The organism is Phytohabitans sp. LZ39, from assembly GCF_059359075.1.
In genome coordinates this window covers 49104-72707 of record NZ_JCADBM010000024.1, presented here as the reverse complement: position 1 = coordinate 72707, position 23604 = coordinate 49104, and the positions used below count along the sequence as shown (strand labels likewise).

General features: G+C 72.1%; 22 protein-coding genes. 18 read left to right on the top strand and 4 right to left on the bottom strand.

Going from position 1 to position 23604, the window contains the following annotated elements; genetic code table 11:
* Positions 1-102: 102 nt before the first annotated feature.
* Positions 103-2262 carry an elongation factor G-like protein EF-G2 gene (locus AC5L36_RS35725; protein ID WP_441223206.1) on the bottom strand — a complete coding sequence of 720 codons (2160 nt, stop codon included), beginning with the start codon at positions 2260-2262 and terminating at the stop codon, positions 103-105.
* Positions 2263-2410: 148 nt separating this feature from the next.
* On the opposite strand from AC5L36_RS35725, the gene pgsA reads away from it, so the two are divergent.
* From pgsA to AC5L36_RS35675, 10 genes are all read left to right on the top strand, one after another.
* Complete coding sequence (gene pgsA / locus AC5L36_RS35720; RefSeq protein WP_441223205.1) at positions 2411-3031, top strand: phosphatidylinositol phosphate synthase; 621 nt, start codon at positions 2411-2413, stop codon at positions 3029-3031.
* The gene (locus AC5L36_RS35715; RefSeq protein WP_441223204.1) at positions 3028-3915 is read left to right on the top strand and encodes a phosphatidylinositol mannoside acyltransferase; all 888 of its coding nucleotides are present in this window, start codon (positions 3028-3030) and stop codon (positions 3913-3915) included. Before pgsA ends, AC5L36_RS35715 begins: the two co-directional genes overlap by 4 nt.
* Positions 3916-3931: 16 nt before the next feature.
* Entirely contained in the window at positions 3932-5068 is a 1137-nt protein-coding gene (locus tag AC5L36_RS35710) for a glycosyltransferase family 4 protein (protein ID WP_441223203.1), read from the top strand.
* Positions 5069-5086: 18 nt separating this feature from the next.
* On the top strand, positions 5087-5575 hold the full coding sequence (locus tag AC5L36_RS35705; RefSeq protein ID WP_441223202.1) for a hypothetical protein: 489 nt from the start codon (positions 5087-5089) through the stop codon (positions 5573-5575).
* Between the two features lie 170 nt (positions 5576-5745).
* Positions 5746-6657: a pyridoxal 5'-phosphate synthase lyase subunit PdxS gene (pdxS, locus tag AC5L36_RS35700; protein WP_441223201.1), complete on the top strand. Its 912-nt coding sequence runs from the start codon at positions 5746-5748 to the stop codon at positions 6655-6657.
* Complete coding sequence (pdxT, locus tag AC5L36_RS35695) at positions 6654-7286, top strand: pyridoxal 5'-phosphate synthase glutaminase subunit PdxT (protein WP_441223200.1); 633 nt, start codon at positions 6654-6656, stop codon at positions 7284-7286. The genes pdxS and pdxT overlap by 4 nt, the downstream gene beginning before the upstream one ends.
* Entirely contained in the window at positions 7286-8041 is a 756-nt protein-coding gene (locus AC5L36_RS35690) for a YebC/PmpR family DNA-binding transcriptional regulator (RefSeq protein ID WP_441223199.1), read from the top strand. The genes pdxT and AC5L36_RS35690 overlap by 1 nt, the downstream gene beginning before the upstream one ends.
* A gap of 101 nt (positions 8042-8142) precedes the next feature.
* On the top strand, positions 8143-10041 hold the full coding sequence (locus AC5L36_RS35685; protein ID WP_441223198.1) for a hypothetical protein: 1899 nt from the start codon (positions 8143-8145) through the stop codon (positions 10039-10041).
* Positions 10042-10100: 59 nt separating this feature from the next.
* A complete protein-coding gene (locus AC5L36_RS35680; protein ID WP_441223197.1) occupies positions 10101-10784 on the top strand; it encodes a fibronectin type III domain-containing protein in 684 nt (227 codons plus the stop codon).
* Positions 10785-10841: 57 nt separating this feature from the next.
* Positions 10842-11999 (top strand): YncE family protein, encoded by a 1158-nt coding sequence (locus AC5L36_RS35675; RefSeq protein ID WP_441223196.1) that lies wholly within the window; start codon positions 10842-10844, stop codon positions 11997-11999.
* A 36-nt stretch (positions 12000-12035) separates the two neighbouring features.
* Here the strand turns inward: AC5L36_RS35675 and AC5L36_RS35670 are convergent, their stop codons facing one another.
* Positions 12036-12710, bottom strand: coding sequence for a response regulator (locus AC5L36_RS35670; RefSeq protein ID WP_441223195.1), 675 nt, complete (start codon positions 12708-12710; stop codon positions 12036-12038).
* Positions 12707-14263 carry a sensor histidine kinase gene (locus tag AC5L36_RS35665; RefSeq protein ID WP_441223194.1) on the bottom strand — a complete coding sequence of 519 codons (1557 nt, stop codon included), beginning with the start codon at positions 14261-14263 and terminating at the stop codon, positions 12707-12709. The genes AC5L36_RS35670 and AC5L36_RS35665 overlap by 4 nt, the downstream gene beginning before the upstream one ends.
* A gap of 85 nt (positions 14264-14348) precedes the next feature.
* On the opposite strand from AC5L36_RS35665, the gene AC5L36_RS35660 reads away from it, so the two are divergent.
* Positions 14349-15722: a cation:dicarboxylate symporter family transporter gene (locus AC5L36_RS35660; protein WP_441223193.1), complete on the top strand. Its 1374-nt coding sequence runs from the start codon at positions 14349-14351 to the stop codon at positions 15720-15722.
* Positions 15723-15864: 142 nt separating this feature from the next.
* The gene (locus tag AC5L36_RS35655; protein ID WP_441223192.1) at positions 15865-17067 is read left to right on the top strand and encodes an esterase-like activity of phytase family protein; all 1203 of its coding nucleotides are present in this window, start codon (positions 15865-15867) and stop codon (positions 17065-17067) included.
* Between the two features lie 5 nt (positions 17068-17072).
* On the opposite strand, the gene AC5L36_RS35650 is transcribed toward AC5L36_RS35655, so the two are convergent.
* On the bottom strand, positions 17073-17756 hold the full coding sequence (locus tag AC5L36_RS35650; RefSeq protein ID WP_441223191.1) for a GH12 family glycosyl hydrolase domain-containing protein: 684 nt from the start codon (positions 17754-17756) through the stop codon (positions 17073-17075).
* A 148-nt stretch (positions 17757-17904) separates the two neighbouring features.
* Here AC5L36_RS35650 and AC5L36_RS35645 point away from each other — a divergent pair, with 148 nt between their 5' ends.
* From AC5L36_RS35645 to ruvB, 6 genes are all read left to right on the top strand, one after another.
* Positions 17905-18939 (top strand): aminotransferase class V-fold PLP-dependent enzyme, encoded by a 1035-nt coding sequence (locus tag AC5L36_RS35645; RefSeq protein ID WP_441223190.1) that lies wholly within the window; start codon positions 17905-17907, stop codon positions 18937-18939.
* 105 nt (positions 18940-19044) lie between these two features.
* A complete protein-coding gene (locus tag AC5L36_RS35640; RefSeq protein WP_441223189.1) occupies positions 19045-20616 on the top strand; it encodes an MFS transporter in 1572 nt (523 codons plus the stop codon).
* A gap of 11 nt (positions 20617-20627) precedes the next feature.
* Positions 20628-21248 (top strand): TetR/AcrR family transcriptional regulator, encoded by a 621-nt coding sequence (locus AC5L36_RS35635; protein ID WP_441223188.1) that lies wholly within the window; start codon positions 20628-20630, stop codon positions 21246-21248.
* A 61-nt stretch (positions 21249-21309) separates the two neighbouring features.
* Complete coding sequence (ruvC, locus tag AC5L36_RS35630) at positions 21310-21858, top strand: crossover junction endodeoxyribonuclease RuvC (RefSeq protein WP_441223187.1); 549 nt, start codon at positions 21310-21312, stop codon at positions 21856-21858.
* A 38-nt stretch (positions 21859-21896) separates the two neighbouring features.
* Positions 21897-22499 carry a Holliday junction branch migration protein RuvA gene (gene ruvA / locus AC5L36_RS35625; protein ID WP_441223186.1) on the top strand — a complete coding sequence of 201 codons (603 nt, stop codon included), beginning with the start codon at positions 21897-21899 and terminating at the stop codon, positions 22497-22499.
* Positions 22496-23551 carry a Holliday junction branch migration DNA helicase RuvB gene (gene ruvB, locus AC5L36_RS35620; RefSeq protein ID WP_441223185.1) on the top strand — a complete coding sequence of 352 codons (1056 nt, stop codon included), beginning with the start codon at positions 22496-22498 and terminating at the stop codon, positions 23549-23551. The genes ruvA and ruvB overlap by 4 nt, the downstream gene beginning before the upstream one ends.
* Positions 23552-23604: the final 53 nt, after the last annotated feature.

Below are 23604 nucleotides of genomic sequence, written 5' to 3'. Positions count from 1 at the left end.
TCGCCCGTCATAAGGCGGGCTCAGGTGAGAACTTCGAGATCTAGGAAATGGATCAGGGAGTTCGTAGCGCGACGCGCGACGAACTCCCTGGTCAACCGCGGGCTAGCTGGAGGCGTGCTCTTTCTTGACCTGCTCGGCGAGGTGGCTGGGCATGGGCTCGTGCCGTGCGAAGGTGCGGGTGAAGGTGCCGGAGCCGCTGGTCATGGAGCGCAGCTCGACCGCGTAGCGGACCAGCTCGGTCGCTGGGACCTCGGCGCGGACCAGGGTGCGTTCGCCGCCGCTCTGGTCGGGCTCGGTGCCGAGCACGCGGCCGCGGCGGCCGGACATGTCGCTCATGACCGCGCCGACGAAGGAGTCGGGCACGCGGATCACGATCTCGTCGACCGGCTCCAGGAGAGTCAGCTGGCCCTTTTCGGCGGCGTCCTTGAGCGCCATCGAGCCCGCCGTCTGGAACGCCGCGTCGGAGGAGTCGACGCTGTGTGCCTTGCCGTCGAAGAGGGTGATCCGCAGGTCGACCACGGGGTAGCCGGCCACGATGCCGCGTTCCATCTGGGCTCGTACGCCCTTTTCCACGGACGGGATGTAGTTGTGCGGGACGACGCCGCCCACGATCTTGTCGACGAACTCGAAGCCGCTGCCGCGGGGCAGTGGCTCGACCTTGATGTCGCAGACCGCGTACTGGCCGTGGCCGCCGGACTGCTTGACGTGCCGCCCGTGCCCGGACGACTCGGTGCCGAACGTCTCGCGCAGCGCCACCCGCACCGGCTCGGTCTCCAGCTCGACGCCGCCGGCCCGCAGCCGGTCGAGCACCACGTCGGCGTGCGCCTCGCCCATGCACCAGAGCACGAGCTGGTGTGTTTCGGGGTTGCGTTCGAGGCGCATGGTGGGGTCGCCGGCGACGAGCCGGGCGAGGTTTTTGGCCATGGCGTCCTCGTCGGCGCGGCTCTTCGCCACGATCGCCACCGGCAGCAGCGGCTCGGGCATCTCCCAGGGCTCGACCAGCAGCGGCTGCTCCTTGGCGGAGATCGTGTCGCCGGTCTCCGCGCTGCCCGACTTGGTGATCGCGCAGATGTCGCCGGCGATCGCGGCGGGCACCTCGCGCAGGGTGGCGCCGAGCGGCGAGTAGATGTGCGCGATCCGCTCGTCGGCGTCGTGGTCGGGGTGGCCGCGCTCCTCCATGCCGTGGCCCGACACGTGTACCACCGCTTCCGGGCGGAGGGTGCCGGAGAAGACGCGTACCAGGGAGACGCGCCCGACGTGGCGGTCGATGGTGGTCTTGACCACCTCGGCGACCAGCGGGCCGTTGGGGTCGCAGGTCAGGGGCGGCTGCGGCGAGCCGTCGATGTGGGTGACCGCGGGCAGGTCGTGCTCCTCGGGCGTCGGGAACGCGGCGGTGAGCAGCTCCAGCAGCGCGTCGAGGCCGACCTTGGTCTCCGCGCAGACCGGCACGACGGGGTAGAAGTGGCCGCGCGCGACCGCCTTCTCCAGGTCGGCGATCAGCACCTCGACCTCGATGTCCTCGCCACCGAGGTAGCGGTCCATCAGCGTCTCGTCTTCGCTCTCGGCGATGATGCCCTCGATCAGCTCGTTGCGCGCCTCCTCGATGGCGGGCAGGTGCTCGGGGTCGGGGTCGCGCACCGCCGGCGGGTAGCCGTCCGTGTAGTCGAAGACCCGCTTGGTGATCAGGCCCATCAGGCCCACGGTCGACTCGCCGTCGTCGCCGAGCATCGGCAGGTAGAGCGGCAGCACGTTGTCGCCGAACACCCGCTGGCACAGCGCCACCGTCTCGTCGAAGTCGGCCCGCTGGTGGTCGAGGCGGGTCACGGCCACCGCGCGGGGCATGCCGACGGAGGCGCACTCCTCCCACAGGGTGGCGGTGGCGGCGTCCATGCCGTCGACCGAGGAGACCACGAAGAGGGCGGCGTCGGCCGCGCGGAGCCCGGCGCGCAGCTCGCCCACGAAGTCCGCGTAGCCGGGGGAGTCGAGCAGGTTGACCTTGATGCCCTCGTGCATCAGCGGCGCGCAGGCCAGGCTCACCGACCGCTGCTGTTTGACCGCGGCCGGGTCGTGGTCGCAGACCGTGGTGCCCTCGGTCACCACACCCGCCCGGGGGATCGTGCCGGTCGCGGCGAGCAACGCCTCGACCAGAGTCGTCTTCCCGGCGCCGGAATGACCGACCAGCACCACGTTGCGTACCCTGCCGGGTGCGTCCACCACCGGCGCGGGGCCGGTGACTCCCTTCTCCTGACCCTTCTGCGCCATGGCGAGACCTCCCTAAACCCGTGAGCCATGTCACGTTCGCCCTTCGATCCCACACCCGCAACACGCCGTACACAACCCCGACGCGCGAAGTAACCCGGCGCGGCCCGAAGCCGGCATGGACCGAGAACGCCGTATCGTGAGAGCCGCCATGGCGAAGATCTTCCGTGTATCCGCTCGGACGGCCCTCGGTTCCGTCGTCGAGCCCATCGCCCGCGCCCTTCTCCGGATGGGCATCTCGCCGAACACCGTGACGGTCGCCGGCACCGTCGGCGTGCTCGTCGGCGCCGTCGGCTTCGCCGCGCGCGGCCATCTGCTGATCGCACTCGTGCTGGTGGTGGTCTTCGCGCTCACCGACTTCCTCGACGGCACGATGGCGCGCATGAAGGGCGGGTCGACCCGCTTCGGCGCGTTCCTCGACTCGTCGATGGACCGGGTCGCCGACGCCGGCATCTTCGGCTCGGTCGCGTACTACCTGGCCACGCAAGACGACCGGTGGGGCATGGTCGCCGCGCTGCTGTGCCTGGGCGTGGGGCAGATCGTGTCGTACGTGAAGGCGCGCGCCGAAGGGCTCGGCATGACCTGCAACGTCGGCATCGCCGAGCGGCCCGAGCGGCTGCTCAGCATCGGCGTGGGCGGGCTGCTCACGATCATCGGGCTGGAGTGGGCGCTGCCGGCCGCGCTGTGGATCCTGGCCGGCCTCTCGGTGATCACCGTGGGCCAGCGCATCGCACACGTATACAAGCAAGCGCAAGCGCCGACCAACGTATGAACGCGGCCGACCTCGGATACGCGGCCGGCTGGCGGCTGGTCCGGGCGACGCCCCGGCCGGTCGCGGCGGCGGCCTTCCGGGCCGGCGCCGACTGGGCGGCACGCAAGCGGGGAAAGGGCGCCACCCGCCTGGCCGACAACTTGCGCCGCGTCGTCGGCCCCGACATGTCGCCGGCCGATCTCGACGACCTGGTACGCCGGGGGCTGCGCTCGTACGCGCGGTACTGGATGGAGGCGTTCCGGCTGCCGTCCCGCTCGAAGCGGCAGCTGCTGACCGACTTCGCCCTCGACGGCGAAGACCGGCTCCGCGCCGACGTGGCCTCCGGGCGGGGCGCGGTCGTCGCGCTGCCGCACGCCGGCAACTGGGACGCGGCCGGCGCGTGGGTCGCGGCCATGGGCTGGCCGATCGCCACCGTCGCCGAGCGGCTCAAGCCGGAGGCCGTCTACCAGCGCTTCCTCGCGTACCGGCGGGGATTGGGCATGGAGATCATCCCCACCGACGAGGCTCCCTTCGACCAGCTCGTCGACCGCCTCCAGCGGGGTTACCTGGTCCCGCTGCTCGCCGACCGCGACCTCTCCCCGCGCGGCATCGAGGTGACGTTTTTCGGCGGCCGCGCGCGGATGCCCGCCGGCCCCGCGCTGCTCGCCCTCCGCACCGGCGCGCCGCTCTACACGGTCACCATGTGGTACGAGCCGGAGCGAGCCCGCTGCGCGCTCTCCCAGCCGCTGGAGGTGCCCACCGAGGGGCCGCTCGACCAGCGGGTACGCGAGCTCACCCAGAAAGTCGCCGACGGCCTCGCCGCGGGTATCGCCAAGCATCCGGAAGACTGGCACATGCTTCAGCGCCTGTGGCTGGACAGCCCGGCGACCGCGCAACGGGTGTGACCGGGGAAGGGGCCGCATGCGCGTCGGCATCGTGAGCCCGTACTCCTTCGACGTACCCGGCGGCGTGCAAAACCACGTCATGGACCTCGCCGAGGCGCTGATCGCCCTCGGACACGAGGTGAGCGTGCTGGCACCGGCCGACGACGACGTGCCGCTCCCGCCGTACGTGGTGCCGGCCGGCCGCTCGGTCCCGTTCCCGTACAACGGCTCGGTGGCCCGGATCAGCTTCGGCCCGGTGTCGACCGCGCGGGTACGGCGGTGGCTGGCCCGGGGCGACTTCGACGTGCTGCACGTGCACGAGCCGTTCTCGCTCAGCCTGTCGATGCTCGCGGTGCTGTCGGCGCGCGGGCCCGTGGTGGCCACCTTCCACACGGCCATGACCCGGTCGCGGGCGATGGCCGCCGCGCAGGGCCTGCTCCAGCTCGTCCTGGAACGCATCACCGCCCGCATCGCGGTCAGCGCGCTGGCCCGCAAGGTGCAGGTCGAGCACGTCGGCGGCGGCGCGGTGGAGATCCCGAACGGGGTGGCGGTGGCGCGGTTCGAGACGGCTGAGCCGCTGCCCGGGTGGCCCGGCGAGGGCGGGGCGATCGGGTTCCTGGGGCGGTTCACCGAGCCGCGCAAGGGTTTCGGGCTGCTGCGCGCCGCGTTCGCCGACCTGGCCGCCGCCCGCCCCGGGCTGCGCCTGCTGGTGGCCGGGCCGGGAGAGCGTGACGAGCTGCTGGAGGGGCTGCCGGCCGACCTGCACGAGCGGGTCACGTACCTCGGCAAGGTGTCCGAAGAGGACAAGGCGCGGATGCTGCGCAGCGTCGACGTGTACGTGGCGCCGAACACCGGCGGCGAGTCGTTCGGCATGATCCTGACCGAGGCGATGGCCGCCGGCACCGCGATCCTGGCCAGCGACCTCGACGCGTTCCGCCGCGTGCTGGACGGCGGTCGGGCCGGTGCCCTCTTCCCCGTCGGCGACGTCGCCGCGCTGGCGGCCTGCGCGGGCGAGCTGCTCGACAACCCGGCGCGGCGGTCCGCGCTGGCCGAGGCGGCCCGGCAGGTGGTCATCGAGTTCGACTGGCCGGTGGTCGCGGAGCGTGTCCTGGAGGTGTACGCGACAGCGATCGAGGCCACCGACGGAAGGGTGATCGACGACGAGCCGGTGTAGCCCCTCTACCATGCGGTCATGTGGTGGGTGGTCGGCGTCGTCACCGTGGTGGTGCTCGTGTCGACATACCTGACCTGGACCGCCAGCCGGGTCGACCGCCTGCACGCCCGCGCGGCGGCCGCGGCCAAGGGGCTCGACGCGCATTTGCTGCGCCGGGCGGCCGCGGCGGCGGTGCTCGCCGAGGAGCGCGGGGCAATGGAGCTGTACGCGGCGGCCCGGATCGCGCTGGACGCCGCCCCGGAGGAGCGCGAGGCCGCGGAAAACGACCTCACCCGCCAGCTGCGGGCCGTGCCACTGGACGCGGACGCCGAGTCGCTGGTCGCGGCGAGCCGGCGGCTCGCGGTCGCCCGCCAGGTGCACACCGACCTGGTACGCGACGCGCTGTCGGCCCGGCGGCGACCGGTGGTGCGGGTGTTGCGGATGACGCGCCGGCACCCCCCGCCCGCGTACTTCGACATCGACGACCCGGTCCTCGCGCCCGCGCCCGTGCCGACGCCGCTCCCGTAAAAGGGGTGAGCGCGACCAGCGGCGGACGGGTGAGGCCGCGGGAGCGACGGCCCGGACCACCGCGGACGTCGCGGTAGCTCAAAATCCCTTGATCATGGGTGGGGTAAGCAGGCCACCTGGGGGTCGATTGGCCGTGGGAGCCCGGTCCAATCGCCACTAAACTCCAGGTCATGGCCGAGATCACTGCTGAGTCAAGCGCGCCCGCCACCGGCACCGCCCGCGTCAAGCGGGGCATGGCCGAGATGCTCAAGGGCGGCGTCATCATGGACGTGGTCACCCCCGAGCAGGCCAAGATCGCGGAGGACGCCGGCGCGGTCGCGGTCATGGCGTTGGAGCGGGTGCCCGCCGACATCCGTGCCCAGGGTGGCGTCTCGCGGATGAGCGACCCCGACATGATCGACGGCATCATCAGCGCCGTCTCCATCCCGGTGATGGCCAAGGCCCGCATCGGGCACTTCGTCGAGGCGCGGGTGCTCCAGGCGCTCGGCGTCGACTACGTCGACGAGTCCGAGGTGCTCACGCCCGCCGACTACGCCAACCACATCGACAAGTGGGCGTTCACGGTGCCGTTCGTGTGCGGCGCCACCAACCTTGGCGAGGCGCTGCGCCGGATCACCGAGGGCGCCGCGATGATCCGCTCCAAGGGCGAGGCGGGCACCGGCGACGTCTCCAACGCGACCACGCACATGCGCCAGATCCGGGGCGAGATCAAGCGGCTCACGTCGCTGCCCGAAGACGAGCTGTACGTGGCGGCCAAGGAGCTCCAGGCGCCGTACGAGCTGGTCCGCGAGGTCGCCCAGGCCGGCAAGCTGCCGGTCGTGCTCTTCACCGCGGGCGGCATCGCCACCCCGGCCGACGCGGCGATGATGATGCAGCTCGGCGCCGAGGGCGTCTTCGTCGGGTCGGGCATCTTCAAGTCCGGCAACCCGGCACGGCGCGCGGCCGCGATCGTCAAGGCCACCACGTTCCACGACGACCCCGACGTGATCGCGAAGGTCTCGCGCGGGCTCGGCGAGGCGATGGTGGGCATCAACGTCGACGACATCCCGCAGCCGCACCGGTTGGCGGAGCGCGGTTGGTGAGCGCGTCCGGCTCTCCCGCGGTCGGGGCGGGTCCGGCGCGGATCGGCGTCTTCGCCCTCCAGGGCGACGTGCGCGAGCATCTCCGTGCGCTCGATTCGTGTGGCGCCTCCGGTGTTGCCGTGCGCCGCCCCTCCGAGCTGGACTCCGTCGACGGCCTGGTGGTCCCGGGCGGCGAGTCGACGACGATGAGCAAGCTGTCGATCGAGTTCGGCCTGCTCGAGCCGATCCGCAAGCGCATCGCCGGCGGCATGCCCGTCTACGGCTCCTGCGCCGGCATGATCATGCTGGCCGAGCGCGTGCTCGACGGCCGCCCCGACCAGGAGCAGTTCGGCGGCATCGACATGACCGTGCGGCGCAACGCCTTCGGGCGGCAGGTCGACTCGTTCGAGGGGCCGGTCACGCTCAGCCCGTTCGAGGAGCCCTTCCACGCGGTCTTCATCCGCGCACCCTGGGTCGAGAGCGTCGGCGAGGGGGTGGAGGTGCTGGGGCGTGCCGCCGGTAGGATTGTCGCGGTTCGGCAGGGCAGTCTGCTCGCCACCGCCTTCCACCCGGAGCTGACCGGCGACCTCAGGGTCCACCGCCACTTCGTGGAAATGGTGCGCGCGGGGCTTAACGTGACGGAGGGGTAATGTCCGGCCACTCAAAGTGGGCGACGACCAAGCACAAGAAAGCTGTCATCGACGCCAAGCGCGGCAAGCTCTTCGCCCGCCTCATCAAAAACGTCGAGGTGGCGGCCCGCACCGGCGGCGGCGACCCGGCCGGAAACCCGACGCTTTTCGACGCCATCCAGAAGGCGAAGAAGAACTCCGTCCCCAACGACAACATCGACCGCGCCGTCAAACGCGGCTCCGGCCTCGAGGCCGGCGGCGCCGACTGGCAGACGGTCATGTACGAGGGGTACGGCCCGAACGGCGTCGCCATCCTCATCGAGTGCCTGACGGACAACCGCAACCGCGCCGCGACCGAGGTGCGCACCGCCCTGACCCGCAACGGCGGCTCGCTGGCCGACGCCGGCTCGGTGGCGTACATGTTCAGCCGCAAGGGCGTGGTCATCGTCCCGAAGGCCACGGGCGGCCCGAGCGAGGACGACGTGCTGACCGCGGTGCTCGACGCGGGCGCCGAGGAGGTCAACGACCTGGGCGAGGCCTTCGAGGTGGTCAGCGAGCCGACCGACCTGCTCGCGGTCCGCACGGCCTTGCAGGACGCCGGCATCGAGTACGAGTCGGCCGAGTCGTCCTTCGTGCCGTCGGTCAACGTGCCGCTGGACGAAGACGGCGCCCGCAAGGTCTTCAAGCTGATCGACGTGCTCGAAGACTGCGACGACGTGCAAAACGTGTACGCCAACTTCGACGTCTCCGACGAGGTGATGGCCGCCGTCGGCTGACACTTTCGGCGCCCGCCGTGTACGACGCGGGGTGGTTGCGCCCTCAATAAGCCGGGGAACGGATCGATCCGTGTGACCGGTATGGGGGACTGGATGTGTCGGTGAGAGGGGATTCGCCACGGTGCGAGTCCGCCGGGTCGTTGTGCGAGTGCGGTGACCACGCTCTGGAGCACGAGGGTGACCTGGGGGGTGCGCGGCGCTGGTTCGAGGCCGCCTACGTGGAGGCCGAGCGCGCGGGCGACGTGGCGGTCATGGCGCGTGCCTTGGTCGGGTACGGGGGGCTGTGGGTGCACGAGCACCGCACCGCCGTCGCCGCGGGACTCTTCGAGGCCCGGCTCGCGCACGTGCGGGCGCTGGTCGCCGCCGAGCCGGACAGGTATCGCGACCTAGCGGTTCGCCTGCGGGTGCGGGCCGCCGGTGAGGCCGACTACCGCGCGGGCCGGTCGGAGACGATCCTGGCATTGCTCGACGAGGCGCGAGCCGGTACGGATCCGGTCGCCCGCATCGAGGCGCTAAGCATCGCCCACCAGTGCGTCCTCGGCCCGGAGCACGGGCCCGTGCGTCGCCGCCTGGCCGACGAGCTGAGGCGGGAGGCGGCCCGCGCGGGTCGGCGCGGCCCCATCCTGATGAGCCTGCTCTGGCAGGTCGTCGACCTGCTGCTCGCCGGCGACCCGCACGCCGGGCGGCGGCTGGCGGAGCTGCGTGCGGCGCTCGCCGATGGGCCGTACCTGGCCGTCGACTTCGTGGTCAGCGCCGTCGAGGTCATGCTCGCCGTCCGCGCCGGCCGGCTGGAGGCGGCGGAGCAGCGGGCACAGCACTGCTACGAGCTGGGCACCAAGGCCGGCGACGCGGACGCCGATGGCTGGTACGCGGCCCAGCTCGTGACGATCCGCTGGTACCAGGGCCGGCTGCCGGAGCTGCTGCCGACGCTCGGCGCGGCGGCTCACGCGCCCACGCTGAGTGCGGTCGACAACTCGCTGCTCAGCGCCGTCGCGGTCGCCGCGGCCCTGGCCGGCGACCGCCGGACGGCGGAAAACGCGCTGGCGTCGCTGCGCGGGGCCGGCCTCGACCGCCTGCCGCGGTCCTCCAGCTGGCTGGTGACGATGTACGGCATCGTCGAGGCGGCGTACCTGCTGGACAACCGGGCGGCGGCGGCACGGGTCCACGAGCTGCTGCTGCCGTTCGCGCATCTGCCGATGGTGGCCAGTCTCGGCATGTCGTGTTTCGGTTCCGTCGAGCACGCCCTTGGTGTGGCCGCCCTGACGATGGGTGATGCCGGGCGGGCGGTCGGGCATCTGCGTGAGGCGGTGCATCGCAACCTGGCGCTCGGGCACTGGCCGGCGGTGCGGGCCTCGCGTCTCCGGTTCGCCGAGGCCCTGGAACGCCGTGGGGGCCCAGGTGACGGCGCGGCGGCCGCGGCACAGCGCGCCGTCGCAGGGCGGTTCGCGCCGCGGCGGACATCCGCCGCGATGGTGGTCTGCGTGCGTCAGGGCCGCGGGTGGCGGGTCGAGCTGGGGACGCGATCGGTGGTCGTCGCCCACATGGTCGGCATGCTGCACCTGGCCGTGCTCACCGCCAACCCCGGCGTCGAGATCCCGTCGATCGAGCTGGTGGCGGGTGTGGAGGCGCTCGGCCGGGCCGCCGCCACCGACGCCAGATCCGCCCAGGCGCTGCTCGACGAGGCGGCCGCGCGCAGCTACCGGCAGCGGGCGGCCGAGCTTGCCGAGGCCATCGAGGCGGCTGGGCGCCGCGGCGACGCCGCGGCGGTCACCGCGATGGAGCGGGAGCGGGACTGGGTACAGGCACAGCTCGGCGCCGGTACGGGCCTGGCCGGACGGCGCCGCTCCTTCGCCGACGACGGCGAGCGCGCGCGGCTCGCGGTCGGCCGGGCCATCCGGCGCGCGGTGGCCCGGATCGACCGTGCCGACCCGGTCATCGGCGCGCACCTGCGCGCGGGTGTACACAGTGGAATGCGGTGCTGGTACCGGCCGGCCGGCTGACACCCGTGGAACGGATTGGAACGACTACCGGGTGTACGGCCGTCACGAAAGGGGTCCGCATGTCCATCCCGCACCGACGTACCCGCTCGACCGTGATCGGGCTGGCGCTCGCCGCCTGCGCCGTCCTGGTCATGCCCGCCACAGCCGCCGTGGCCGGGCCGCCGGACCGCGTGCCGCCCACCGTGCCGACTGACCTGCGCGTGCACAGCGTGGGATTCACCTGGGTGTCGCTGGCGTGGAACCCGTCCACCGACAACTCCGGGACCGTGCTCTACGACGCGACCCTCCAGGCGGCGGGCGGCCCGCTCCAGCAGCGCGCGTTCACCCCGACTCAGGGCTTCGGCGGGCTCACCCCGGGCACCACGTACACCGCGTCGGTGCGGGCGGTCGACCTGGCCGGCAACGCCTCCGCGGCGGTCTCCGTCCAGGCCAGCACGCCGGCCCGCACGCTGCCGCCACCGACGACGCCCACCAACCTGCGCGGCGTGCACGTGGGCGGCGTGCTCGACCGGATCGCGTGGGACGCGTCCCCGCACGGCACGCCCGTCTCGTACCTGCTGCTGTCCGGCGAGACGGTGCTGTCGAGCGTCTCCACCACCAGCGTCAGCGTTTTCCAGCTCGTGCACGTCGACTGCGCGGTCGAGCCGGGTGGCACGTACACCCTGACCGTGCGGGCGTTGAGCGCCGACGGCGACTTCTCGGACCGCAGCGCACCCCTGACCGTCACCATCCCCATCCGCTGACCCGCGACGTTTCCCGTTCCCCAGGGACAAACCCGGCATTTTAGTTAGGGTCGGGTCGTGTCGACGATCAGGCCGGCGGTGGCCGGATGTCTCGTGCTCGCCGTTCTCGCCGGCTGCGGCGAGAACGGCGACCGGGGCGCGGCCGCTCCCGCCCCGACCGTCGCGGCCAGCCCGAGCGCCACCGCCACGGCCGCCGCCGCGACCGGCACCAACGTCTACGCCGCCGCCGGGCCCGGCATGCTCAGCGAGGCCGTGCGCGGTCACCGCGAGCTCGTCTACGTGCCCAACACCAACAGCGACGACGTGACCGTGATCGACCCCAAGACGTACAAGGTGGTGGATCGCTTCTACGGCGGTCCCGAGCCGCAGCACGTGGTGCCGGCCTACGACATGGGCACGCTCTACGTCGCCTCCAGCCGGGTGCCGACCGGTGGGCTGGTGCCGATCGACCCGAAGACCGGGCGCTCCGGCAAGCTGATCAACGTGCAGGACGTGTACAACCTGTACTTCACACCCGACGGCAAGCGGGCGATCGTGGTCGCCGAGGCGTACAAGCGGCTGGACTTCTACGACCCCGCCACATGGCGGCGCACCAAGTCGCTGAGCTTTCCGGAGTGTGCCGGCATCAACCACCTCGACTACTCGGCCGACCTCACGACGATGCTGGTGAGCTGCGAGTTCGCCAACCGCATGATCGTGCTCGACGGGGTGTCGCACAAGAAGTTGCGCCAGTTCGACCTCGACGTGGCGGCGCACGGGATGCCGCAGGACACCCGGCTCACGCCGGACGGGCGGCACTTTCTGGTCGCCGACATGCACGCCGACGGGGTGTACGTCTTCGACGGCGCCGCCACCAGGCGCACCGGCTTCATCCGCACCGGCAAGGGGACGCACGGCATCTACTTCAGCCGGGACGGCGGTCGGGCGTTCGTCTCGAACCGGGGCGAGGGCTCGGTCACGGTGCTCGACACGGCCACGCTCAAGCCGGTCACCAAGTGGCGGATTCCGGGCGGAGGCAGTCCGGATATGGGTGGCGTCTCCGCCGATGGCACGGTGTTGTGGCTTTCCGGGCGGTACGACGGCGAGGTCTACGCGATGAGCACAAAGGACGGTCGGCTCCTCGCGCGCATCCCGGTCGGCGCCGGCCCGCACGGCCTCACGATCTGGCCGCAGCCGGGCCGCTACTCGCTGGGGCACACGGGCAACATCCGCTGAAGCCGCTGGCCGCGAGCGCGGCCACCGGCTGAAGCGCTACGCGATCACGTACTCCACCTCGGGCCGCCCCGGGCCGCCGTACCGCGAGGAGCGTTCCACCCGGCCGGTCTCCGCGAGGTGCTCCAGGTATCGGCGCGCGGTGACCCGCGACGTGCCGGTGAGCGCCGCCACCTCGGCCGCGGACAGCGGCGTCACCGACGCCCGCAGCGCGGCCAGCACCCGGTCGAGCGTGCCCGCGTCGAGCCCTTTCGGCAGCGACGCCGCCGCGCCGCCACGCAACGCGGCGAAGACCCGGTCCACCTCGTGCTGCGCCGCCACCTCACCGGCCGCCTGCACCTGGGCGCGGTAGCGCGCGTACGCCAGCAGCTTGTCGTGGAACGCCGCGAACGTGAACGGCTTGAGCAGGTAGTGCGTCACCCCCAGTGCCACCGCCGCCCGCACCATCGCGATGTCGCGTGCGGACGTCACCGCCAGCACGTCGGTGGCGCTCCCGGCCGCCCGCAGCGCCCGGCACACCTCCAGGCCGTGCCGGTCCGGCAGGTTGAGATCCAGGAGTACGAGGTCGACGGGCTCGGCCCGCAGCACGGCGAGCGCGTCGCGGGCCGAGTGCGCGACGCCCACGACCGCGAACCCGGCGACCCGCTCGGTGTACTCCCGATGCGCGTCCGCGATCAGCGGCTCGTCCTCCACGACGAGAACCCGAATCGTCATGGCACCGGAAGCCGCACCGTGAAGACCGTCGGCGCGGCCGACACCTCGTAGGTGCCGCCGTACCGCTGGATCACCTGCCCCACCAGTGCGAGCCCGAGGCCGCGGCCCTCGCGTTTGGTCGACCAACCCCGCCGGAACGCGTCCGCCACCTGGTCCGCCGGCACCCCCGGCCCGGTGTCGGTGACCCGCACGAGCACCTGCTCGGCGGTGCCCCGCACGAGCACGGTGACGCGGCGCGGCGGGTCGGTGCCGGTCACCGCCTCCAGGGCGTTGTCGACGAGGTTGCCGACGACGGTCAGCAGGTCGCGGGTGGGTAGCGGCTCGCCGTCCAGCCGCGACTCCTCGTCGACGACCAGCTCCACGCCGCGTTCGCTGGCCTGCGACGACTTGCCGAGCAGCAGCGCGGCCAGCGCCGGCTCGGTCACCGCGCCCACCACCCGGTCGGTGAGCTGCTGGGCGAGGGCCAGCTCCTCGGTCGCCAGCCGCACCGCGTCGTCCGTGCGTCCCAGCTCGACCAGCGTGAGCACGGTGTGCAGCCGGTTGGCCGCCTCGTGCGCCTGGGCGCGCAGCGCCTCGGTCAGCCCGCGTACCGAGTCGAGCTCGCCGGTCAGCGCGCGCAGCTCGGTATGGTCGCGCAGCGTGAGGACCGTGCCGAGCGGCCGCCCCTCGAATCGGGTCACCTGCTGGTTGGCGACAAGCACCCGGTGGCCGGCCAGCAGCGGCTCGTCGGCGGCGGGCCGGCCGGAGGCGAGCAGGTCGCCGACCGCGGGCGGCAGGTCGAGCTCCTCGACGCGGCGGTCGGCCACCGCCTCGGGCAGGCCGAGCAGGCGCCGCCCCTCGTCGTTGACCAGGGCCACCCGCCCGCCCCGGTCCACGACCACGAGGCCTTCGCGCACGGAGTGGAGTACGGCGTCGTAGTACTCGTACATCCTCGTCATCTCGGCCGGTCCGAGCCCGTGCGTCTGGCGGCGGAGGCGGCGGCTGAGCAGCCACGCCCCGACCCCGGCGAGGGCGAGCGCGGCCGCGGTGGCCGTGCCGACCGCGGGCGCCTGGCGCAGCAGCTCGCGGTTGATCGCCTCGGTGGTGATGCCGACGGAGACGAGCCCCACGACGGCGCCGCCGTCGCCGCGCACCGGGACGACGGCGCGTACCGACGGGCCCAGCGTGCCGGTGTACTCCTCGACGATCTGGTCGCCGGCCAGCGCCGCGTCGATCGTGCCGATGAACGGCTTGCCGATCAGGTCGCGGTTGGGATGCGTGTAGCGGGTGCGGTCGGGCGCCATCACCACGACGAAGTCGGTCTCGGTCGCGAGCCGGGTGGCCTCCGCGTACGGCTGGAGGCGGCGCGTCGGGTCGGGGGAGGCGAGCGCCTCGGCGACGAAGGGCGCGTGTGCCACCGTCTCCGCCACAGCGGTCACCTCGTCGGCCGCGGCGTCGCGGGCGTCGTCGCGCGCGAGCAGCACGGCGGCGGCCGTGCCGCCCGCCACGAGGAGCGTCACGACCAGCACCTGGAGGGCGAAGAGCTGCCCCGCGATGCTCCATCTGCGTGTCATCGAGCTGTTTCCGATCCGGGTACCGCCGGTGAACAGAATGAACGTAACGGTGCTTTCCGGTGAGACCCAGACCACAGTCTGCGGCATGGACACCCAGACCCCCGTCCCCCGGGTCCGGCGGGACCGCACGCACTTCCTCTACATAGCCGTGGTCGTCGCCGTCGTCGCCGGCGTGACCCTCGGCCTGCTGGTGCCGGACGTGGCCAAGGAGCTCAAGCCGCTCGGCACTGGCTTCGTCGCGCTGATCAAGATGATGATCAGCCCGGTCATCTTCTGCACGATCGTGCTCGGCGTCGGCTCGGTGCGCCAGGCGGCCAAGGTCGGCCGCGTCGGCGGGCTCGCGCTCGGCTACTTCCTGGCCATGTCCACCGTGGCGCTGGCGATCGGCCTGGTCGTCGGCAACCTCATCCACCCCGGCTCGGGCCTGGACCTGACCGGCACCGCCGCCGAGGCCGGGCGGGAGCAGGCCGGCAACGCGCCCGACGAAGGCCTGGCCGACTTCGTACTCGGCATCATCCCGACCTCGCTCGTCTCCGCGCTGACCGAGGGCGAGGTGCTCCAGACGCTGCTCGTGGCCCTGCTGGTCGGCTTCGCCGTGCAGGCGATGGGTACCCGCGGCGAGCCGGTGCTGCGCGCCGTCGGCGTGATCCAGCGGCTGGTGTTTCGCATCCTCACCATGATCATGTGGCTGGCACCGATCGGCGCCTTCGGTGCGATGGCCGCCGTGGTCGGCGCCACCGGCGTGGACGCGCTCAAGAGCCTCGCCCAGATCATGTTCGGCTTCTACGCCACCTGCGCCATCTTCGTCTTCGTGATCCTTTCGACCCTGCTGTGGGTGGTCGCGCGGATCAACATCTTCGCGCTGCTGCGCTACCTGGGCCGCGAGTTCCTGCTGATCCTCTCCACGTCCTCGTCCGAGTCGGCGCTGCCGCGCTTGATCGCGAAGATGGAGCACTTCGGCGTCAGCAAGCCGGTCGTCGGCATCACGGTGCCGACCGGCTACTCCTTCAACCTCGACGGCACGGCCATCTACCTGACGATGGCGTCACTGTTCGTCGCGGAGGCCATGGGCGACCCGCTGTCGGTCGGCGAGCAGATCTCCCTGCTGCTGTTCATGATCATCGCGTCCAAAGGCGCGGCCGGCATCACCGGAGCGGGCCTGGCCACGCTGGCCGGCGGCCTACAGAGCCACCGCCCCGACCTGGTCGACGGCGTCGGCCTGATCGTCGGCATCGACCGCTTCATGTCCGAGGCGCGAGCCCTGACCAACTTCGCCGGCAACGCCGTCGCGACCGTCCTCATCGGAACCTGGACCGGCGAGTTCGACCGCGACCGCGCCCGCGCGGTCCTGGCCGGCGACGACCCCTTCGACGAGACAACGATGCTCGACGACGACGAGCCCGCCACCCCGGCACCGGTCTCGCCCGCCCCGGCGGTGCCAGCCGCGTCGCGGGCCTGACCCACCGACCCCCGGGGCCGCCGCTCTGCGCCGCGGCCGGCCCCGGGACCCAACCTCGGAAGCGGCGTCGGTGTGCGGGTTGGTTGGCCCGGCCGCATCGGTGAAAGGTTTGTGAAAGAGGTCAGCGCTATCGTGAGCGGCCATGCGATCGAATGCCCGCCGGACGGCGGCCGCCGCGGGGGCCGCCGCACTCGTCCTCGGCCTCGTCTCCGCCCCCACCCGAGCACACGACGGCGACGTCGACGTGCCCACGCTCACGGGTTTCGCGGCCCTGCCGGCCCAGACGTACGTGCCGGCCAGCGAACCCTCCGGCGCGGCGCTCGGCACCGCACCCGTCAACGGGGTGCGGCCGCCGTTCGCGGACCAGCCGGTGCAGGGCTTCTCCGGCATCGTCCGCGGCGGTGGCGGGACCTTCGAGGTGCTTTCCGACAACGGGTACGGCACCAAGGCGAACAGCGCCGACTTCGCGCTGCGGGTACAGCGGATCGCCCCGGTCTTCGGCACCGGCGCGATCGACGTGCTGGGCGGCTTCCACCTCACCGACCCGGACGGCAAGGTGCCCTTCGCCCTGACCCGCCCGGACCGGGTGCTCACCGGTGCCGACTTCGACGTGGAGTCGATCGTGCGGGCGGTGGACGGCACGTACTGGCTGGGCGACGAGTTCGGGCCCTTCCTGCTCCACGTCGACCGCACCGGCCGCCTGCTCTCCGCGCCGATCCCGACGCCCGGCGTCTTCGCACCGGAGAACCCCGACCTCGGCGGTGGCACCCCGAACCTCGGCGGTAGCCGCGGATACGAGAGCCTCGCGATCTCGCCGGACGGCCGTTACCTCTACCCGGTGCTCGAGGGCACGGTGACCGGCGACCCGGCGGGCGAGCTGCGGATGTACGAGTTCGACCTGAAGGCGGGGGCGTACACGGACAAGCGGTGGACCTACGCGCTGGAGTCGCCGACCCACGCGGCCGCGGACGTCGTGACCGTGGACGCAAACCGCTTCCTGGTCCTCGAGCGGGACGGCACGTCCGGTGACGCCGCGGTGTTCAAGAAGGTGTACCTGGCCGACCGCCGCGACCGGAACGGCGACGGCAAGCTGGACAAGACGCTGGTCGCGGACCTGCTCGACATCGCCAACCCGGACGGGCTGGGCGGGTTCGGCCCGGTGTTCCGGTTTCCGTTCTTCACGATCGAGGGCCTGATCCTGCTGGACGCCCGGACGATCGGCGTGCTCAACGACAACAACTACCCCTCGAACGCGACGCGCAGGCCGGGCCTCGCCGACGACAACGAGTTCATCCGTGTACGCCTGCCCGAGTCCCTCCACCCCGACCCGCGCGCGTTGCGCTGACGGCCTCAGCTGTAGGCCACCGAGAAGCTGTTCGTGCGGAAGTCCATGCCGCCGCTCGAGCTGGTGATCTCGTAGCCGAACTGGACGGTGCTCAGCGTGACGTCGCCGAACCAGCCTCGGCCGCGGATCCAGTTCATGATGGCGCGGATGTCGACCGAGCCCGAGTTCGTGTTCGACGAGCGGATGAACGAGAAGACCTGGTTGGAGCCGTTCGACCCGCGGTACACCGCCCAGCTGTGGCCGCCGACCGACACGTTGGTCTGGAACGAGCCGAGCGGACCCACCGGGCCGACCTTGTTCATCCACAGCATGATCTCGTAGGTGTGGCCGTCGGCCCAGATGTCGTACGCGCTGGTGTAGGCGCCCGCGTTCGGCACGGTCACGTTGAAGCTGCTCGTCGCGCTGCCCAGCGAGCTGAGCCGGCGGTTCACGGCGCGGGTGGAGTTGGGGTAGGACTTGATCCCGCCGGTGTTGGGGTGGTTGGCCCAGACGCCCCAGTTGCTGTACGAGTTCGCCCAGATCGTCTGTGGCCCGTAGCCGCTGCCCCAGATGTTGTTGTAGAGGGTGTAGCCGCCGTTGTTCCACGTGCCCCAGCGGTCGCTCGAGGACCAGGCGGCCGCCTGTGCGGGCGCCGCCGAGAGGCCGAGGACGATCGCGACGAGTAGTGCGGTGAACGAGGCTCTGCGCATGAGGGTGCCCTCCTCACTGTCGAAAACGGCTTCGAAGCGCTTCGATCGACGGTTTCGACATCTATGGGTAGAAATGCGCGCGGTACGGACAGGGTAGAAGTCGAAAATCATGAATGCAACAGCTCTGGAGCGGCCTAGCCTGGACGGTATGGATCTTGCGGAGGCGCAAGGGCTCTGGGACGCGGAGCCCGGCTGGCTCAACACGGCGAGCTACGGACTCCCGCCCCGGCCCGCGTGGGAGGCGTTGCAAGGGGCGCTCGCGGACTGGCGCGTCGGGCGTACCTCGTGGGAGGGCTGGGGCGCGGCGACCGGCCTGGCCCGCGAAGCCGCCGCCCGCATCATGGCCGTGCCCGCCGCCGACGTGGCCACGGGCGCGACGGTGTCGCAGATGCTCGCGCCCGTCGCCGCCGCGCTGCCGGCCGGGGCGCGGGTGGTGGTGCCGGAGGTCGAGTTCACCTCCAACCTCTTCCCCTGGCTGGCCCAGGAGGCGCGCGGCGTGCGCGTCCGCACCGTGCCCGCCGGCAAGCTGGTCGAGGCGATCGACGCGGGCACCGACCTCGTGGCGTTCAGCCTCGTGCAGTCCGCGGACGGCGCGGTCGCCGCGTACCGGGAGATCGTGGCCGCCGCCCGCGCGCACGGTGCCCTTGTCGTGGTGGACGCGTCGCAGGCGTGCGGGTGGCTGCCCTTCGACGCGGGGCTCGCGGACGCGGTGGCCGTCACCACCTACAAGTGGCTGATGGGGCCGCGCGGGCTCGCCTTCGCCTACCTGGCGCCGGGGTTGCGGGAGCGGCTCACACCCTCGGCGGCCGGGTGGTTCGCGGGGGAGGACGTGCACGACTCCTACTACGGCCCGCCGCTGCGGCTCGCCCCGGACGCGCGGCGGTTCGACCTCTCGCCGGCGTGGTTCAGCTGCGTGGGCGCGGTGCCCTCGCTGGAGCTGATCGAGCGCATCGGCCTGGCGGAGATCGGCGCGCACAACGTGGCGATGGCCAACCGCTTTCTCGCCGGGCTCGGCCGCCCGCCGAGCGACAGCGCCATCGTCGCCGTCGACGTGCCGGGTGCCGAGGAGCGCCTGGCGAAGGCCGGCGTCCGCGCGGCCGTGCGGGCCGGTCGCGTGCGGGCGTCCTTCCACGTGTACTCCACGGAAGCCGACGTCGACATGGCGCTGAACGCGCTGGTGTGACGGCCCCCACTTTTAGATACGAGACGGTTCCGTATCGCTTCCTGTCGGCGTAGCGTCGCTCGCGGAGTAATACGAGACCGTTCCGTATCGGGGGGAGCACGTCTAGTGCAACCGCAAGTCAACACCGGACACCCAAGGCGCTGGGCCATCCTGGGCGTCCTCGTCGTCAGCCTCCTCGTGGTGGTCCTCGACAACACCGTGCTCAACGTGGCACTGCGTACGCTCGCAGACCCGCAGCACGGTCTGGGGGCCAGCCAGGGTGAGCTGGAGTGGTCCATCAACTCGTACACGCTGGTCTTCGCCGGCCTGCTCTTCACGGCCGGCATCCTCGGCGACCGCTACGGCCGAAAGCGCTTCCTCACCATCGGCCTGGTGCTCTTCGGGCTGGCGTCGCTGCTGTCCGCCTACGCCCAGACGCCCACCCAGCTGATCTGGGCCCGCGCGTTGATGGGTCTCGGCGGCGCGTTCATCATGCCGGTGACGCTGTCGATCATCTCGAACGTCTTCGACCCGCGCGAGCGCGCCCGCGCCATCGCGATCTGGTCCGGCTCGGTCGGTCTCGGCATCGCGATCGGCCCGATCCTCGGCGGCGCGCTGCTGGAGACCTTCTGGTGGGGCTCGGTCTTCCTGATCAACGTGCCGGTGATCCTGGCTGGCCTCGTCGCGGTGGCGATCATGGTGCCCGAGTCGCGCGACCCGCGCCCCGGCAAGATCGACATCGTCGGCGTGCTGCTGTCCGTCGTGGGCCTCGTCGCCCTCTCGTACGGCATCATCGACGGCGGTGAGCACGGCTTCGGCCGGCCGGTCGTCTGGGCGTCGATCGTCGGCGGCCTCGCGGTCCTCGTGGCCTTCGTCGCGTACGAGCGGCGCGTCGAGTTCCCGTCGCTGGACGTGCGCCTGTTCAAGGTGCCGCGGTTCGCGGTTCCGGTGGCGTTGATCGGCCTGCTCTTCTTCGCGGCGCTCGGCGTGTTCTTCTTCAGCTCCTTCTACCTCCAGCTGGTGCGCGGCTACAGCCCGCTGGAGACCGGCCTGCTGCTCCTGCCGTTCGCGGCGGCGCAGATGGCGTTCGCGCCGCGCAGTGCGGTCATGGTCAAGCGGTACGGCGCGAAGGCCGTCTCCGCGGTCGGCCTGACGCTGGCCACGGTCGGCATCGCCGGCTTCGCCTTCCTCGGTGTGGACACGCCGATCTGGGTGGTCGGGGTGCTCTTCTTCATCCAGGGCGTCGGGATGGCCAACCTCATGCCGCCGGCGATGGAGTCGATCATGTCCGCGCTGCCGCGTGAGCGGGCCGGCGTGGGCTCGGCGGTGGCCAACACCGTCCGCCAGGTCGGCGGCGCGCTCGGCGTGGCCGTGCTCGGCTCGGTGCTGGCCAGCGTGTACCGCGGCCAGGTCGACGGCGCCGCCCAGGCGCTGCCCGGCCCGGCACGGGAGGCGGCGGAGGAGTCGATCTCGGGTGCCTACGGCGTGGCCGACCGGCTCGGCCCGGCCGGCGGCGCGGTGATCGACGCGGCGAACCACGCGTTCGTCACGGCCATGCACTGGACCGCGGCGATCGGTGCGATCCTCGCGGCGCTGGGCGTGCTCATGGTGCTGCGCTGGATGCCGGGCAAGCCGGCGCCGGAGCCGCAGCCGGTCGACGCGCCAGCGGAGCGGCCGGAACTGGCAGCGGCCTCTTAGGATCGGCGACAATGCATACCGTGACTACGGTGAGTGAGGGTGTCGAGAGTGCTCCGCGGTCGCCTGGGCGACCGCGGAGCGCCCGCGTGGATGAGGCGATCATCGAGGCGGTGCTCGACCTGCTCGCCGAGGGCAGCACGATCGAGTCGCTGTCCATCGAGGCGATCGCGGCCAGGGCCGGCGTCGGCAAGGCCACCATCTACCGGCGCTGGTCGGGCAAGCAGGCGCTGCTCGTCGACGCTCTCCGCACGCTCAAGGGGCAGCCGGCCAAGCCCAAGGGCGACTCGGTCCGCGAAGACCTGGTGCTGCTGATGAGCGGCGTCGGGCGCAACGCCGACCCCCGCGCCGCCAAGATCATGCCGTGTCTCGTGCCGGAGCTGCACCGCAGCCCGGAGCAGTACGCGATATATCAGGAGATCGTGCAGCCCCGGCGGGAGCTGACCCGCGAGGTGCTGCGCCGCGGCATAGCGACCGGGGAGCTCCGCGCCGACCTCGACGTCGAGCTGGCCATGGTCATGCTCACCGGTCCGGTGGTGATGCAGAAGGTCTTCACCTGGGACCCCGACCTCGACAGTGACAACCTGCCCGAGCGGGTGGTCGACACGCTGCTGGCGGGCATTGCGCGGCGCTGAGGCGGCCACCCGCTAGTGTGTCGAACACACGTACGTGGTGTGTAGCGGGAGGGGTCGTCGCATGCGCGTGCTCGGCGTCGACCCGGGGCTGACCCGGTGCGGGGTCGGCGTCGTGGAGGGCGTGCCCGGCCGGCCGTGCACGCTGGTGGCCTACTACGTGGTCTACACCGACCCGGCCGACGACCTCTCGCTCCGCCTGCTTCACCTCGACCGCTCGCTCACCGACCTCGTCGCCGAGCACCAGCCACGCAGCGTGGCGGTCGAGCGGGTGTTCAGCCAGCACAACGTGCGCACCGTGATGGGCACCGCCCAGGCCAGCGCCGTCGCGGTGCTCGCCGGTGCCCGGGCCGGGCTGCCGGTCAGCACGTACACGCCGAGCGAGGTCAAAGCGGCCATCACCGGGTCGGGCCAGGCGGACAAGGCGCAGGTCACGTCGATGGTGACCCGCCTGCTCAAGCTTGACGCGCCACCCAAGCCGGCGGACGCCGCCGACGCCCTCGCCCTGGCCATCTGTCACATCTGGCGCGGCGGCACACGCTCCAAGCTGGCGGCCGCCGCGTCGAGGCACCAACGCTCGGCGACAGCGAGTGAGCATCGCCGGGCGCGCTAGCGACCGCGGGGGCGAGCCATGAGACGGAGGGGTAGTAGATGATCGCCAGCGTGCGGGGGAGGGTCGCGGCGGTGTCGCCCGACGGCGCCGTCATCGAGGTGGGCGGGGTGGGCCTCGCCGTGCACTGCGCACCCGGCACCCTCGCCGGGCTGCGGCAGGGCGCCGAGGCCCGGCTCGCCACGAGCCTCGTCGTGCGGGAAGACTCGCTGACGCTGTACGGCTTCGCCGACGACGAGGAGAAGATGCTCTTCGAGCTGCTCCAGACCGCGAGCGGCGTCGGCCCGCGGCTGGCCCAGGCGGTGCTGGCCGTGCACTCGCCCGACACGGTGCGCAAGGCGATCGCCACCGGCGACACCGCGACGCTGACCCGGGTGCCGGGCATCGGCAAGAAGGGCGCCGAGCGGCTGGTCCTGGAGCTGCGCGACCGCATCGGTCCGGTCGCGGTGGGCACCGACGAGAGCGCCGGCGTGCTGGTCGGCGCGTGGCAGGAGCAGGTGCGGCAGGGCCTGGTCGGGCTCGGCTGGACCGCGTCGCAGGCCGATCAGGCGGTCGCCGCGGTGGCCGAGACCGTCGACGGCACCACGCCGCCGGTGCCGGTCCTGCTCAAGCAGGCGATCCGCCTGCTCGGTAAGACCCGATGACCGATCCGGGGATCGTCTCCGCGCTGGCCTCCGAAGCGGAGCGCGACGCCGAGGTCAGCGTCCGCCCGAAGCGCCTGGCCGACTTCATCGCCCAGCATCGGGTACGCGACCAGCTCGACCTGCTCCTGCGCGGCGCGATGGGCCGCGGCACCCCACCCGACCACATCCTTTTGTCCGGCCCGCCCGGGTTGGGGAAGACCACGCTGGCGAACATCGTGGCGGCGGAGCTCGGCGTCGGCATCCGGGTGACGAGCGGGCCGGCGATCGAGCGCTCCGGCGACCTGGCCGCGATCGTGACCAGCCTCGCCGAGGGAGACGTGCTCTTCATCGACGAGATCCACCGCATCGCGAAGCCGGCGGAGGAGCTGCTGTACAGCGCGATGGAAGACTTCCGGGTCGACGTGGTGGTCGGCAAGGGGCCGGGCGCGACCGCGATCCCGCTCGACGTGGAGCCGTTCACGCTGGTCGGCGCCACCACGCGGTCGGGGCTGCTGACCGGGCCGATGCGCGACAGGTTCGGGTTCGTCGCGCACCTCGACTTCTACTCCGCGGACGACCTGCGCACGCTGCTGCACCGGTCGGCGCGCATCCTCGGCGTGCCGATCACCGAAGAGGGCGCCGTGGAGATCGCCGGGCGGTCGCGGGGCACGCCGCGCATCGCCAACCGGCTGCTGCGCCGGGTGCGCGACTTCGCGGAGGTGCGGGCCGACGGCATCGTCAGCCTGGAGACGGCTCGGGCCGCCCTCCAGGTGTACGACGTGGACGGCCTCGGCCTGGACCGGCTCGACCGGGCGGTGCTCGTCGCGCTGGTCGACTCGTTTCGAGGCGGGCCGGTGGGGCTCTCGACGCTGGCGGTCGCGGTGGGGGAGCAGCCCGACACGGTGGAGGAGGTGTGCGAGCCGTTCCTGGTGCGTGCGGGGCTGCTGGCACGCACCCCGCGGGGCCGGGTCGCCACCGAAGCGGCCTGGCACCATCTTGGACGAACCCCACCAAATGGTACGTTCGGCACGGGTGCCGGCCCGGCGCCCGACCTGTTTTCGGCCGAGCCATAGTCGTCCCTGGATATCCCGTGATCTGAACGTGATCTGTGCCAAGTTCGGTGTTC

Coding starts and splice junctions, on each gene's coding strand:
- AC5L36_RS35650 (WP_441223191.1), bottom strand. CDS start 17,756: ATGCGCAGAGCCTCGTTCACCGCACTACTCGTCGCGATCGTCCTCGGC.
- AC5L36_RS35635 (WP_441223188.1), top strand. CDS start 20,628: ATGCATACCGTGACTACGGTGAGTGAGGGTGTCGAGAGTGCTCCGCGG.
- AC5L36_RS35660 (WP_441223193.1), top strand. CDS start 14,349: ATGGACACCCAGACCCCCGTCCCCCGGGTCCGGCGGGACCGCACGCAC.
- AC5L36_RS35645 (WP_441223190.1), top strand. CDS start 17,905: ATGGATCTTGCGGAGGCGCAAGGGCTCTGGGACGCGGAGCCCGGCTGG.
- AC5L36_RS35725 (WP_441223206.1), bottom strand. CDS start 2,262: ATGGCGCAGAAGGGTCAGGAGAAGGGAGTCACCGGCCCCGCGCCGGTG.
- AC5L36_RS35680 (WP_441223197.1), top strand. CDS start 10,101: ATGTCCATCCCGCACCGACGTACCCGCTCGACCGTGATCGGGCTGGCG.
- ruvA (WP_441223186.1), top strand. CDS start 21,897: ATGATCGCCAGCGTGCGGGGGAGGGTCGCGGCGGTGTCGCCCGACGGC.
- ruvC (WP_441223187.1), top strand. CDS start 21,310: ATGCGCGTGCTCGGCGTCGACCCGGGGCTGACCCGGTGCGGGGTCGGC.
- AC5L36_RS35705 (WP_441223202.1), top strand. CDS start 5,087: ATGTGGTGGGTGGTCGGCGTCGTCACCGTGGTGGTGCTCGTGTCGACA.
- ruvB (WP_441223185.1), top strand. CDS start 22,496: ATGACCGATCCGGGGATCGTCTCCGCGCTGGCCTCCGAAGCGGAGCGC.
- AC5L36_RS35655 (WP_441223192.1), top strand. CDS start 15,865: ATGCGATCGAATGCCCGCCGGACGGCGGCCGCCGCGGGGGCCGCCGCA.
- AC5L36_RS35710 (WP_441223203.1), top strand. CDS start 3,932: ATGCGCGTCGGCATCGTGAGCCCGTACTCCTTCGACGTACCCGGCGGC.
- AC5L36_RS35665 (WP_441223194.1), bottom strand. CDS start 14,263: ATGACACGCAGATGGAGCATCGCGGGGCAGCTCTTCGCCCTCCAGGTG.
- AC5L36_RS35670 (WP_441223195.1), bottom strand. CDS start 12,710: ATGACGATTCGGGTTCTCGTCGTGGAGGACGAGCCGCTGATCGCGGAC.
- pdxS (WP_441223201.1), top strand. CDS start 5,746: ATGGCCGAGATCACTGCTGAGTCAAGCGCGCCCGCCACCGGCACCGCC.
- pgsA (WP_441223205.1), top strand. CDS start 2,411: ATGGCGAAGATCTTCCGTGTATCCGCTCGGACGGCCCTCGGTTCCGTC.
- AC5L36_RS35715 (WP_441223204.1), top strand. CDS start 3,028: ATGAACGCGGCCGACCTCGGATACGCGGCCGGCTGGCGGCTGGTCCGG.
- AC5L36_RS35690 (WP_441223199.1), top strand. CDS start 7,286: ATGTCCGGCCACTCAAAGTGGGCGACGACCAAGCACAAGAAAGCTGTC.